Annotated in this window: 10 protein-coding genes; 4 read left to right on the plus strand and 6 right to left on the minus strand. The window is 62.8% G+C overall.

The features are described from left to right. Positions 1–20: 20 nt before the first annotated feature. The 6 genes from proS to UP06_RS13565 all read right to left on the minus strand — a co-directional run bounded on the left by proS (position 21) and on the right by UP06_RS13565 (position 7,082). Positions 21–1,340 (minus strand): proline--tRNA ligase, encoded by a 1,320-nt coding sequence (proS, locus tag UP06_RS13540; protein WP_045003077.1) that lies wholly within the window; start codon positions 1,338–1,340, stop codon positions 21–23. A gap of 147 nt (positions 1,341–1,487) precedes the next feature. After that, entirely contained in the window at positions 1,488–3,050 is a 1,563-nt protein-coding gene (locus tag UP06_RS13545) for a copper resistance CopC/CopD family protein (protein ID WP_045003078.1), read from the minus strand. Beyond that, a complete protein-coding gene (locus UP06_RS13550; RefSeq protein ID WP_045003079.1) occupies positions 3,050–3,568 on the minus strand; it encodes a YcnI family copper-binding membrane protein in 519 nt (172 codons plus the stop codon). The genes UP06_RS13545 and UP06_RS13550 overlap by 1 nt, the downstream gene beginning before the upstream one ends. Before the next feature lie 31 nt (positions 3,569–3,599). Continuing rightward, positions 3,600–4,121: a copper chaperone PCu(A)C gene (locus tag UP06_RS13555; protein WP_045003080.1), complete on the minus strand. Its 522-nt coding sequence runs from the start codon at positions 4,119–4,121 to the stop codon at positions 3,600–3,602. A gap of 41 nt (positions 4,122–4,162) precedes the next feature. Then, complete coding sequence (locus UP06_RS13560) at positions 4,163–6,622, minus strand: TonB-dependent receptor (RefSeq protein ID WP_045003081.1); 2,460 nt, start codon at positions 6,620–6,622, stop codon at positions 4,163–4,165. An 85-nt stretch (positions 6,623–6,707) separates the two neighbouring features. Next, positions 6,708–7,082, minus strand: coding sequence for a DUF2946 family protein (locus tag UP06_RS13565; RefSeq protein ID WP_197087220.1), 375 nt, complete (start codon positions 7,080–7,082; stop codon positions 6,708–6,710). Positions 7,083–7,560: 478 nt separating this feature from the next. Between UP06_RS13565 and UP06_RS13570 the strand changes: the two genes are divergently transcribed. The 4 genes from UP06_RS13570 to UP06_RS13585 all read left to right on the plus strand — a co-directional run bounded on the left by UP06_RS13570 (position 7,561) and on the right by UP06_RS13585 (position 11,695). Next, positions 7,561–7,965: a globin gene (locus UP06_RS13570; RefSeq protein ID WP_045003083.1), complete on the plus strand. Its 405-nt coding sequence runs from the start codon at positions 7,561–7,563 to the stop codon at positions 7,963–7,965. A gap of 143 nt (positions 7,966–8,108) precedes the next feature. Then, entirely contained in the window at positions 8,109–9,131 is a 1,023-nt protein-coding gene (locus UP06_RS13575; RefSeq protein ID WP_045003084.1) for a sugar ABC transporter substrate-binding protein, read from the plus strand. A gap of 21 nt (positions 9,132–9,152) precedes the next feature. Then, positions 9,153–10,655, plus strand: coding sequence for a sugar ABC transporter ATP-binding protein (locus UP06_RS13580; protein ID WP_045003085.1), 1,503 nt, complete (start codon positions 9,153–9,155; stop codon positions 10,653–10,655). An 11-nt stretch (positions 10,656–10,666) separates the two neighbouring features. Further along, positions 10,667–11,695: an ABC transporter permease gene (locus UP06_RS13585; protein ID WP_045003086.1), complete on the plus strand. Its 1,029-nt coding sequence runs from the start codon at positions 10,667–10,669 to the stop codon at positions 11,693–11,695. The last annotated feature ends 429 nt before the right edge of the window (positions 11,696–12,124 follow it).

Consider the following 12,124-nt stretch of genomic DNA (forward strand, 5'->3'; position numbering starts at 1 on the left):
TATCGCGCGATGAACACTATTCAACCGACCAGGCGAGCAACCGCGTCCGCCGGGGACATTGTTTCGCGTGAGCCGTCGCTGCGCCGCTTGAGCTCGACCTTGCCGTCGGCCAGCCCCTTCGGTCCGATCATGATCTGCCAGGGGATGCCGATCAGGTCGGCGGCTGCGAACTTGGCGCCGGCGCGCTGGTCGGTGTCGTCGTAGAGCACGTCGACGCCTTTGGCGGAGAGCTCGGCATAGAGCTTCTCGGAGGCCGCATCGACCGCCGCGTCGCCCTGCTTGAGGTTGAGCACCACGGCGCGGAACGGCGCCACCGCTTCCGGCCATTTGATACCGGCATCGTCATGGCAAGCCTCGATGATGGCGCCAAGCAGGCGCGAGACGCCGACGCCATAGGAGCCACCATGGATCGGCACGTCGACGCCGTCGGGACCCGCCACCATCGCCTTCATCGGTTCGGAATATTTGGTGCCGAAATAGAAGATCTGGCCGACCTCGATACCGCGGGTGTTGAGCCGCTTCTCTTCCGGCACTTCCTGCTCGAACCGGGCGGCGTCGTGGACGTCCTCGGTCGCAGCGTAGACCGAGGTCCATTGCTTGATGATCGGCGTCAGATCGCCGTTGTAGTCGACATCCTCGCCCGGCACTGGCAGGTCCAGCACATCGCGATTGATGAATACACCGGATTCGCCGGTTTCGGCGAGCACGATGAATTCGTGGCTGAGATCGCCGCCGATCGGGCCGGTCTCGGCGCGCATCGGAATCGCCCTCAGCCCCATCCGCGCAAACGTGCGCAAATAGGCGACGAACATCTTGTTATAGGCGACCCGCGCGGCTGCCTCGTTGAGATCGAAGGAATAGGCGTCCTTCATCAGGAACTCGCGGCCGCGCATCACGCCGAAGCGCGGACGCTGCTCGTCGCGGAATTTCCATTGGATGTGATAGAGATTGAGCGGCAGGTTCTTGTAGGACTTCACATAGGCGCGGAAGATCTCGGTGATCATTTCCTCGTTGGTCGGCCCGTACAGAAGCTCGCGCTTGTGGCGGTCGGCGATCCGCAGCATCTCCGGGCCATAGGCGTCGTAGCGGCCGCTCTCGCGCCAGAGGTCGGCGAGCTGGAGCGTCGGCATCAGCAGTTCCAGCGCGCCGGAGCGGTCCTGCTCCTCGCGCACGATCTGCTCGATCTTCTTCAGCACGCGAAAGCCGAGCGGCAGCCAGGCGTAGATGCCGGCGGCTTCCTGCCGGATCATGCCTGCGCGCAGCATCAGCCGATGCGAGACGATCTCCGCCTCTTTCGGATTTTCCTTCAGGATAGGCAGAAAGAACCGCGACAACCGCATGGCAACACTCGAAGAATCAACGACGGCTTGCAGTGAAAGCGGATTGGGAGCGAAAACACAAGACCGGGAATGAGGAAAAGCCGCTAACACGGCGGAATTCCTGTCATTTTTCCGTCGACTTCAGGTTCGACTCGAACCGCGTGGAGCCTAGGGTGGCGCAACCTCGAGCTCGTCCTCGAGCGTGATCTTCTCAAAGTCCGTCACCAGCGCATCGATCCGCACATGCCAGCGGCCGGCGAAGGGAAGCTCGACCTTGCGCACGTGCCAGTAGCCGTCCGGTCCGAGCTCGGCGTCGCGCTCGATCGGCTCGATACCCCGCTCGGGCAGGCTCAGCGTCAGCGTCGCCTCCTTGGCTTTCAGCGGCGTCGCCTCTCCCGTCATGAGCTGAAGCACGAAATCGTCGATGCCGGCCTTGCCCGGCGACACCAGCACCTGGAACATCGCCTTGTCGGTGTGGATGTGGATCGCCAGCGGCGTCTCCGGAACGATCGTTCGCGGCGGCGGCGTGAAGCGCCAGACGGCAACGACGGCGAAGATGCCAAGCGCGGCCCCGCATTCGAGCAGGATCGAACGTTTGAGCACGGACGTAGCCTTTTGATCCTTCGCCAGCGCAGGCGTCAGCCGGAAGCGGTTGAGAGCAGCAAGCCCCAGCAGGGACAAGACCAGCAACAGCTTGAACGAGAGTATGAGGCCGTAGCTGGTCTCGACCAGCGCTGACAATCTTTCGAGCTGGATGATCGCAAGCAGCAGGCCCGTCAGCGCCAGCACTGCGACGACCGGCATGGCGATGCGCGAGAAGCGGTTCAGGACTGGCAATGTCGCCGCCGTCGGTCTCGACACCAATACTGTCAGCGGCGCCAGCGCGCCGATCCAGAAGGCGACGCCGAGGCCATGGAGGAAGATGGCCGGCCGCGTCAGCACCTCAGGCGGCGCCGTCGCGGCGTGCCCGGTCATGGCGAGCGACAGGCCGACGCCGGCGAACGCGACGACCGCAAGAGCGCGCGCGTACCACGCGCGGCCCAGCGCCATCAGCGCGAGCAGCATCGCGGCAATGGCAACCAGCAAGGCGGGGCCGGCGCTGGTCGCGAATGAGATTGTCCAGGGCGCCGCCGTCACGAGAGCCGCTGGTGGCAGACCGAGGAGATCGAGGCCCAACACGCCAAGAGAGGCAACAGCGCTCGGGAGACCAACAAGAAGCGCGATGCGCGGCACGGCCATGCCCGCCATCGACCACGCAATCCAGCGCGCGAAGAACACACCGCCGACACCGACAAAGAGCCCGAGATAGAGACCGATCCGCGTGAGCCAGATCAGCGCATTCAGCCCGCCGTCCGCATTGGCCGGCGGCTTCGTCGCCGTCGGCGCGCCGACCGAAAAGATCACCGATCCCGCGACGGGGTGGCCATCCTGCGAGATCACCCGATAGCTCACAACCGCCGTGCCCTGTGGCAGGTCGGGCGGCATCGCAACCGAGATGCTCTCGCCCGAAATGGTGACGCGCGCATCGTCGCGCACCCTGCCCGTACCATCGATCAATTGGATCGCGCCAGGTATCACCGCCTCATTGAAGCGCAGCTCGACAGCCTTCGGCGCGCTCTTTAAGAGGCTGCCGCTGGCTGGCTCAACCGCAATCAGAGCCGCATGCGCAAACACGCCGGTCGAATAGCCGACGAACAACAGCAGTGTCGCGAGCGCAGCGATTAGGCGCATTACGGCTTGGGCAGCAACTTCACGCCCGGCGCCGGGGACTTATCTTCGTGCGAGTGCCCTGCCCCTTCCGCCGGGATTTCGATCCAGCGGCTGACGCCCTTCTCGCATTCCTGCACTACGGGGAAATACAGCGTCGTGTTCGGCTTCAAACTGTCGGTGAGAAAGCTGCTGAGGACGAACTCGTCGTAATTGTGGTCCGGCAGCTTGCCGCCGGACCAGACCACTTCCTTCGCTCCCGAGGAGAGCTTGTTGCCGTGATAGTCGTATTCACTGGCATATTGGCCCTCGACGACATCGACATTCCAGCCAGCCTTCGGCATCGGCTTCACGGCGATGACTCCTTCGGGGATCTGCACGCGGATCTTGACCGTCGGCGAGCCCGAACAGCCGTGCGGCACCGCGAAGACGGCCTTGTAGGACGCGCCGACCGTGGCCTGCTTGCCTTCCAGATAGACGTGCGCCGCCGCAGGCGATGCGGCGAGCGCAGCCATCAGGATCAGCCAGGGTGTCTTCGACATGTTTGGTCTCCGGGGAGTTAGATCGGGCTCATTACATTTTCATTCCCGAATGATCGGGCATTTTCTTCATCATGCTTCCACCACCGGCGGGCGCCTGGGCGCCGACGCCCTGGACGTCGAGGGACACGGCAACCTTGCCCGCCTTCTCGAATTCCAGTGTGACCGGCACCTTCTCGCCCTCTTTGAACGCGCCCTTGAGATCCTGGAGCATCAGATGATAGCCGCCCGGGGCAAGCTTCACCGTCTTGCCGGGCTCAATGACGAGGCCTTTGTCGAGCGGGCGCATCTTCATCACACCATTGTCCGTCGTCATCTCGTGGACCTCGGCCTTGCCCGCAATATCAGCCGAAACGCTGACGAGCTTGTCGGGCTCCGTGCCCTTGTTCTCGATGGTGAGGAAGCCGCCGGCGACCTTGGCGCCGCCCGGCGTCGCCCGGCTCCAGGCCTGGGTGATGACGAGGTCGCCGGCTTTGACATCATCGGCGCGGGCGGGAGCTGCGATCACCACAGCCGAGAGCACTGCGAGCGCGAAGATACGAAAGAGTGTGTTCATGTCGATTGCCTTTCTTGTCGCCGTGGAGACCGCCCCATCCGTCAGAACGTGTACTTGCCGGCGAGAACGAAAGTTCGTCCCGGGAACGGATGGAACAGGAAGTACTGCTCGTTGAAGAGATTATCGATGCCGAAGTCGAACGCGAAATTCTTCGTCGCGTTGTAGTGGATCTTCAAGTCCACAACGAAAAAGTCATCGAAGGCACCATAGACGTGCGGGATGATATCCGAGTTGTCCAGCGTCGAATACTGCTTGCCGCTGTATCGCGCCGCGACCGTATAGGCCCAGCTGTCGTTCGGCCGATAGGTCACGCCGAATTTGGCGCGCCAGTCGGGCACGAAAGGCACGCGCTTGCCGACGACGCTGGTCGGACCCTTCCAGCTCGGATCGGAGATGATCCTGGAATCGACGTATGTGACGCTGCCAAAGACTTGCAGGCCACTCACGAGCACGTTGTCCTTGTCGGCCGACAATTCGACGCCCTGCATGCGAACGGCCGCAACGTTGCTGACCGCCGTCTGCACCGACTGCGCCCCGCCCGCATCGGTCACCGTGGTCGACTGCGAGATCAGTGCATTGTTGGTCCGTTCCCCGAACACGGTGAGCCGTATCCGCCCATCAACCCAGCGCCGCTCGAGATTGAGCTCGCCGTTGAAATCCTGCTCCGGTGACAAGAGCGGATTGGCCAAATAGGTAACGCCGCCGACACTGATGTTCTGATAGAGCTCGGTCACCGTCGGATAGCGGTAGGCCTCACCGAAATTCGCAGTAACGTTCCAGTCCTTGTTGGGATCAAACGACAACGACGCCTTCGGCGAGAAATTGGTCGAGGACAGCCCCGGCTGCCACGTCGGCACGGCCGATGTGATGACGCCGGCGCTGGTGGCCGTGGTGTTGAGGTTAAAACCCTCGACCGCCTGCCAGTTCTCCAGCCGCCCGCCAAGCGTCAGCTTGACGACCGGCGTGATCTTCCATGCGTCCTGTACCCAGAGCGCTTCGGTGCGCGTCTCGCCGACGCCGGTCGAATATAGCTGGCCGTTGCCGGTCGAAGGCGCGTTGAACCAGACGGTCGAGGCATAGACCGGATTTTCCAGCCGGTAGCGGTCGCCGTGCACGCCAAAACTGATCTCGTGCGGCCCATCGATCCCGAATGGACGCCAGATGCCCTTTGCATCGGCGTTCTGCCAATTGGTGCCGTCCATCCGCGTCACCTTGCCGTTCAGGGCATAGCCGAGGCCCGGTGACGACGCGACCGTAAAGGGATTGACCAGGGTGTCCTGGAGATAGTTGTAGCTCGACGCCGACAGGTCAAAGTCGAACACGCCTTTGGTATCACTCTTGAGCGAGACAGCGTTGCTCACATGGAGCTGATCCCAGGTGTATTTGCTGCTGGCAAAACTGCTGACGCCGCCGAACGTGGGCAAGCCAGTCGCGGTTGATCTCAGATAGGTTTGCGGATCGGAGGTCTGATGATTGCTCCAGATACCGAACGAATACGTCGCCTGTACAAGCGGCGTGATGTCATAGGCGAGGCGCAGATTGCCCGAAGTCTGCTGCGAATGCGCCAGCACACCTGTGCCGACAACGTTTGCAACACCCCCTGTCTTGTTGAGTGCGGCAAAGCCGCCGGTCGTGCCAGCCGGGAACGTCGCGTTGGTGGTGTACGTCAGCGGTTGCTGAAAGCTATCGAGATAGTTCGCGCTGACGAGCCAGGACAGCTTGCCGTCGCGATTGCCCGCAGCGGCGCTGGTTTGGCTGGTCACGTAGGTGTCCTTGGTGCCGTATTGATTCCACGGCATCACCGAGACCGTCTCCTTGGCCACAGCAAACGGCTTGTCCGGCATCTTGGAAGTGATCAGCAGCACGCCGCCAATCGAATTGCCGGGATAGGCGGCCGCAAACGGACCATTGAGAAAATCGATCCGCCCGATCGCCTCGGGCGAGATCAAGTTCCATTTCGGCGAGGCACCGGAGTTGTTGTTGCCGATCAGCGCCGAGATCAGGAGATCATCATAATAGATCAGCGTGCGTGCGCTGGAATTGAGGCCCCAGCTTCGCGTCGCCAGCACAGCCTGGTTGTCGCCATCGTTGCGCTTTCGCACGAACAGGCTCGGCATGTATTTGACGGCGTCTTCGGGGTCCTTGAGGTTGATGGTTTCGTCGGCCTGTTTTGCCGTGATGCTGAAGGAACGCTGCGGCAATTGATAGCGCGCCACGGCCGCCGGCGGATTTAGCGAGGCCCGGGCGCTGCCCGCACCCTGGTCATTGGTCGCGGCCACTGGGACTGCCCGCTCGGCCACCCGCTTTGCCGACGACCGCGAGGCTCCAGCCGTTTGGGCCACAGGCTTGCGCGGCTTGGGCTTCACCGTCACGGGTGCATCGACGGTCACCGCCGGCAGCGCTCTCTCGCTGCTCTCTGCGAAAACGCCGCTCGACGAGGCGAGCAGCGCGGCCGGAACGGCAACGATGCTCACGCCGCGGCGGGCATGACGAGATAACATGGGGCATTCCTGACACCGGCAGTCATCGCCGGCCAATTGACAACATCAATCGCCGGCGGACGGACCGCGGCGACACCGAGGGTCGTCAGGAAAGCTGGGGAGGCCCGCGGGCCTGGGCGCTCGAGCCCTTATGGGTGGCGACAGCGGATGCATCCGCGTCGTGCCACACCACGCGTTCGGCGTGGCGGAAAGGAATGGAGAGCGCGACCTGCGGCGGCGAATCGAACGACGCGTTGGCCTGCGCCAGGCAACACAGCGCGCACGCACCGGCATGCGCGGTCGGCGCGCCCGTCGGGTCGTTCGGAACGCCCTGCTCGCTCGTGCTGTGACAGATGACGGCGGCAGAAAGCGGATCGGTAACGGCTTGGCCGGCCGCCCAGCAGGCGGCAATCGGGGCCAGCACCTGCATCACCAGCGCGAGCAGGACAACGGGTAGGAATTTTTGCAGCTGTGCGCGCATCCGCCGAACCATTCGTTCGTCTGCTAACTAAACACCGCACCTGCCCCGAGTCGAGGTTACTTCGCCAGCCTTGTTGGGTTGGCGCAAATTTCTCGAAAACTGTGTTCGAACTGCCCGCCGGCGGTCGGAATTCCGAAATTGAGGCAGCGGCATGATCCTGCCCATCCACAGATATCTTATACTTGTCATATACTTAGGGGACGAAGAGCCCGATCATTTCGTTAACTGCTCTAATTTTGAACAATCGTTGCCGAAAATGATGACAAGTGAGAAAAGTTGATCTAGCATCACTCTTGCTCAGGCTAGCCGCGAGGCCAAAGTCTGGTGGTCCAAGTCTCGGGAGGAGCCCCTGGCGCGCAAAACGCAGCGTCGCCCCGCCAATCAAGATCAAATCTTAGAATCGGGGATAATAGGGTCGACACAATTTTTGAGCGGGGCTAGGGCCCCGCTCTTTTTTGTCTGCGTGGCTGATGCGCCGATGAATGCTTCTCCCAATCGAATCGAACAGTCTTTCGAGCTTGCGGCGGTGCGCTGCGCGGATCTCACGCCGCTCGTCTACCAACGCCTGTTCAAGGAGCATCCGGAAACGCAAACGATGTTCCGCTCGCAAGGCAGCGAGTTCGTGAAGGGATCGATGCTGGCGCTGACGATCGAAGCGATCCTCGATTTCGCGGGCGCGCGCAGCGGACATTTCCGGCTGATCGCCTGCGAAGTGTCGTCGCACGATGCCTATGGCACGCCGCGCGAGCTGTTCATCGCCTTCTTTGCCGTCGTTAGGGATACGCTGCGCGACCTGCTCGGCGATGAATGGTCGCCGGAGATCGCGCAGGCCTGGGACACTTTGCTCGTCGAGATCGACGCCTTCGCTGGCAGCGCAGCGTAACGCTTTGCGCTGCACCAAGACGACGCGGCGAAACCCAACGCGATTGCAGATTGGGTGGCGTGAACTCCTCGATTGTGAGACACTTTCGGACATCGGTCGCGCAATCAATGACGCGCCGACGAAAAATGATATGGGAGCGAGCGATGTCCGGGACGAAAGATTTCTCGACGACGAGGCGCGATCTTCTTCAGGCGGCAGCGACCGCCGGCGCCGCAACCGCCATCCTCGGCAGCATGGGCATAAACCCCGCACTTGCGGCCGAAGTCGGACGATCCGAGAAGCCGCTGAAGGCGGCGTTCTCCAACGCAGGCCTTCAGGCCACCTGGTGCGCGCAGGGCAAGCAGGCCGCAGAATTCTGGGGCAAGCTGTTCAATGTCGAAGTCACCTGGTTCGACGGCCAGCTCGACGCGGTGAAACAGCGCGCCGCGATCGACAACATGGCCTCGCAGAAATGGGATTTTGTTGCGATCCAGGCCTTTGGCATCGGCACCCTCACCCAGCCCGTGCAGAAGATGATCGACGCCGGCACACCCGTGATCGACATGGACACACTGATTGCGCCGCTCGACCAGATCAACGTCCACTCCTTCCTCGCGCCCGATAACGAATTCATGGGCGCCTCGGTGACGCAGGCGCTTTGCAACGCGATGGGCGGCAAGGGCAAGATCATCATGACGCAAGGAGCCCTCGGCCACACCGGTGCACAGGGCCGCGCGAAGGGCTTCAACAACGTCGTCAAGCAATTCCCTGCGATCGAGGTGCTCGACACCCAGCCGGCCGACTGGGACGTGTCCAAGACCGCGCGGCTTTGGGAGACCTATCTCACCAAATATCCGCAGATCGACGCGGCGTTCTTCCACAATGACGACATGGCGCTGGCCGCCGCCAACATCATGAAGGCGCACAACCGCACCAACATCCTGATCGGTGGCGTCGACGCCATGCCGCCGGCGATTCAGGCGGTGAGCGAGGGCCGGATGTTCGCGACCGTGCGCAATCCATCCTGCCGCATCCACGGCGGCGCCATTATCGCTGGCGTGGCAGCGGTCGCCGGTGGCGAGAAGAGCGGCCAGGGCATCCCGAAGAACGTCGTCACCGACGGCCCGGTCGTGACCAAGGCCAATGCCGCCGGCATGCAGTGGATGCAGGATCACTTCCTGATCTGAGCCTCCAAGATCTGAACTGACATGTTCGAGGGTCGTTCGCCCATCCTGGAACTCCAGGCCATCACGAAGAGCTTCGGCGGTGTCGAAGCGCTTCGTGGTGTCGACTTCGCGCTCCATCCCGGCGAGATCCATGGTCTCGTCGGCGAGAACGGCGCTGGAAAAAGCACGCTGATGAAGATCATCGCCGGCGTGCATGCCGAATTCTCCGGCCGCTTCCTGATCGACGGGCAAGAGACGCATTTCCGCTCGGCCCGCGATGCGCACGCGGCGGGCATCGCCATGGTGCATCAGGAGCTCTCAGTCGCGCCGGATCTGACGGTCGCCGAGAACGTCTTCCTGGGCAACCAGCCGACGAACCGGCTTGGCTTGGTGCAATGGCGGCGCATGGCGCGCGAGGCCGGGGAGCAGCTCGCACGTTTCGGCATCGACGTCGATCCGATGAGCCGGCTCGGCGACCTCCCGATCGGGCTCCAGCAGCTGATCGAGATCGCGCGGGTGCTGTTCTCCGGCGCGCGCATCGTGATCCTGGACGAGCCGACCTCCGCCCTCTCCCCGCCCGAGGTCGAGCGGCTCTTCTCCACGCTCCGACGCTTGCGCGAGGAAGGCACGGGCATCGTCTTCATCTCGCATTTCATCGAGGACATCCTGCGTGTCTCCGATACGGTCACCGTGTTCCGCAACGGGCGGAAGGTCGCTGAGACTGCGGCCTCAGCCACAACCAAGGGCGCGCTAATCGAGGCCATGATCGGCCGCGGCGGCGAAGCGCTCGAGCACAGCTATAGCGACGATCTGATGCTGCCCAAGCCGAGCGACAGTTCTGTGGTGCTGAAGGTCGACCAGTTGTCGCTGGCGCGCAGCCTGAAGGATATCTCCTTCGACGCCCGCGCCGGCGAGGTGCTCGGGATCTACGGTTTCATGGGCTGCGGCCAACAGGAATTGTCCCGCATCCTCTTCGGCAAGCTGAAACCGGATGGCGGCACGCTGGCCGTCGAAGGCAAACCCAGAACCTTCGCCAGCACCGCCGCCGCGCGCCGCGCGGGCGTGGCGCTGGTGCCGGAGAGCCGGCGCGCGATGCTGTTCCACCAGGAGCCGGTCTACAAGAACATCTCGATCAGCATTCTCGACCGCATCTCGGCGTTGCTGCTCAAGCCGGCGCAGGAGCGCGATATCGCGAAGCGCCAGGTCGAGCAGTTACAGATCAGGCCGCCCGTGGTCGGCCTCGACCTCGGCATGCTCTCCGGCGGCAACCAGCAGAAGGTCGCACTCGCAAAGTGGCTGACCTATCCGCCCAAGCTGCTCGTGCTCTGCGAACCCACGCGCGGCATGGATGTCGGCGCCAAGAACGACGTCATCAACATCATCCGCGACCTTCGCGCCAAGGGACTTGCCATCATCGTGCTGTCGACCGAGCCGGAAACGGTGCTGTCGCTGGCCGACCGCATCCTCGTGCTCAAGCGCGGCGCATTGGTGCGAGAGTTTACGAACGAACCGGTCAGCAAGGACCGCCTGCTGGAGGCGGCGTGACGGAGAAGCCAATGGCAAGCAGTGAGACGGTTCCAGCGGCGGCTCGGCGGGCGCACGGTCTGGCGCCCTTCCTGCGCTCGCAGATGCGCAACATCGCGCCGTTCCTGACGCTGATCATCCTGTCGGCTTTCTTCGCTCTCTCCAGCCCGTCCTTCGCGACGCTCGACAATCTCGGCAATATCCTCACGCAGGTGTCGGTGACCGGCATCATCGCGGTCGGCCTCACCTTCGTGATCCTCTGCGCGGAGATCGATCTCTCCATCGCCAGCATCGCCAACGTCACCGGCATCGCGGTCGCCTATTTCACGCTCCAGGAATCCTACGTCAACATTCCCAACATCCCTCTCCCTGGCGCCGCCGCGATCCTGCTCGCCATTCTGCTCTGCGCGGCTCTCGGCCTCGTCAATGCACTGGGCCTGACCGTGATCGGCATCCCCTCCTTCATCATGACGCTCGCCATGATGCAGATCGCTGCCGGCATCTCGGCGCTGCTGGTGCGCGGGCAGATCGCCTACAAGGTGCCCGGCCTGATCACCACGCTCGGCTCGGGCTCGATCGGCGGCATTCCCTGGATCGTCATCGTCGCGGCCATCATGCTGCTCGGCGGCCATCTGGTGCTGACCTACACGCGCTTCGGCCGCTACGTCTACATGGTCGGGGGAAATCGCGAGGCAGCCGAATATTCCGGCCTCAACGTCAAGCTCATCCTCGGCGCGGTGATGGTGATCTCGGCGGTGTGCTCCGGCATCGGCGGCATGCTCGGTGTCGCCCATTTCGGCAGCGCGCAGCAGAACGAGTTCGACACCTATTTGCTCGACTCCATCGCCGCCGTCGTGGTCGGCGGCACCAGCCTGTTCGGCGGCCGCGGCGGCATCGGCAACACCATCGTCGGGCTCTTCGTCCTCGGCGTCCTCAACAACGGCCTCGATCACGTCAACATCGACAGCTTCCTGAAGATCCTGATCCGCGGCGTCATCCTGCTGGCGGCGCTGATCATCAACGTCTATGCGCAGCGGCTAAGGGAGAAAGCGGCGGAGTAAGGTGCCTCCCCGCAAAAAGCGCGAAAACAACCCCATGCACAGTACAAATCATTGGGGAATTTCGCCCGGAATGGCTTGAGCGCCCTGCCACCGAACGTTTGACTCGTCGGGCAAAACACCGGCACAATCCCATTATCGCACCGCCCAACTAACACATCATGTCATGTGCTATACACCAGTCCGGGCCATTTTCGGGTGCTGGTCTTCCCTGTATCTTCGTTGTTTGCCATCGATAGCCGCGACCGAGCATGCACTGTTTGAATGCAGCGGTATCCGCGAGGCCTCGAATGTCACCTGTCTGGCTATAGCAAAAATCGAGAGCGGCTTGTGAGACAGCGGCACTGCGCGGGTGCCCGTGCGGCCTAATGAGATCCCGGTAAACCTCATTTACAACCTGGCCGGCGCGCACATCAACGCAGCTTACAAGCA

It is taken from the genome of Bradyrhizobium sp. LTSP857, assembly GCF_000938285.1.
GTDB lineage: Bacteria > Pseudomonadota > Alphaproteobacteria > Rhizobiales > Xanthobacteraceae > Bradyrhizobium.

Excerpts from the sequence above, each read along its gene's own strand:
- UP06_RS13555 (WP_045003080.1), bottom strand. The coding sequence starts at position 4,121 with ATGAACACACTCTTTCGTATCTTCGCGCTCGCAGTGCTCTCGGCTGTG.
- proS (WP_045003077.1), bottom strand. The coding sequence starts at position 1,340 with ATGCGGTTGTCGCGGTTCTTTCTGCCTATCCTGAAGGAAAATCCGAAA.
- UP06_RS13565 (WP_197087220.1), bottom strand. The coding sequence starts at position 7,082 with ATGCGCGCACAGCTGCAAAAATTCCTACCCGTTGTCCTGCTCGCGCTG.
- UP06_RS13585 (WP_045003086.1), top strand. The coding sequence starts at position 10,667 with ATGGCAAGCAGTGAGACGGTTCCAGCGGCGGCTCGGCGGGCGCACGGT.
- UP06_RS13580 (WP_045003085.1), top strand. The coding sequence starts at position 9,153 with ATGTTCGAGGGTCGTTCGCCCATCCTGGAACTCCAGGCCATCACGAAG.
- UP06_RS13570 (WP_045003083.1), top strand. The coding sequence starts at position 7,561 with ATGAATGCTTCTCCCAATCGAATCGAACAGTCTTTCGAGCTTGCGGCG.
- UP06_RS13575 (WP_045003084.1), top strand. The coding sequence starts at position 8,109 with ATGTCCGGGACGAAAGATTTCTCGACGACGAGGCGCGATCTTCTTCAG.
- UP06_RS13545 (WP_045003078.1), bottom strand. The coding sequence starts at position 3,050 with ATGCGCCTAATCGCTGCGCTCGCGACACTGCTGTTGTTCGTCGGCTAT.
- UP06_RS13550 (WP_045003079.1), bottom strand. The coding sequence starts at position 3,568 with ATGTCGAAGACACCCTGGCTGATCCTGATGGCTGCGCTCGCCGCATCG.
- UP06_RS13560 (WP_045003081.1), bottom strand. The coding sequence starts at position 6,622 with ATGTTATCTCGTCATGCCCGCCGCGGCGTGAGCATCGTTGCCGTTCCG.